This window comes from Streptomyces beijiangensis (assembly GCF_017315755.1).
GTDB classification, from domain to species: domain Bacteria; phylum Actinomycetota; class Actinomycetes; order Streptomycetales; family Streptomycetaceae; genus Streptomyces; species Streptomyces beijiangensis.
In genome coordinates this window covers 1-224 of the sequence record NZ_JAFLRJ010001384.1, presented here as the reverse complement: position 1 = coordinate 224, position 224 = coordinate 1, and the positions used below count along the sequence as shown (strand labels likewise).

The 224-nt window shown below is 71.0% G+C and carries 1 pseudogene; it reads right to left on the bottom strand.

Going from position 1 to position 224, the window contains the following annotated elements:
- Positions 1–224, bottom strand: a pseudogene (locus tag J0695_RS41935) (electron transfer flavoprotein subunit beta); the annotation flags it as partial.

The following is a 224-nucleotide window of genomic DNA, read 5'->3' as shown; positions in this document are numbered from 1 at the left end:
GGTCCAGGTCGTCCAGGTCCAGGGACTCCACCGGCTTCTTCTTGGCCGCCATGATGCCCTTGAAGGACGGGTAACGGGCCTCGCCCGACTGGTCGGTGACCGAGATGGCGGCCGGGAGCGCGGCCTCCAGGTGCTCGGTCGCGGTGTCGCCGTCGCGGCGGCCGTTGACCTTGCCGTCGGTGACCGAGACCTCGGACAGGAGGGTCACCTGCGGCACGCCGAGC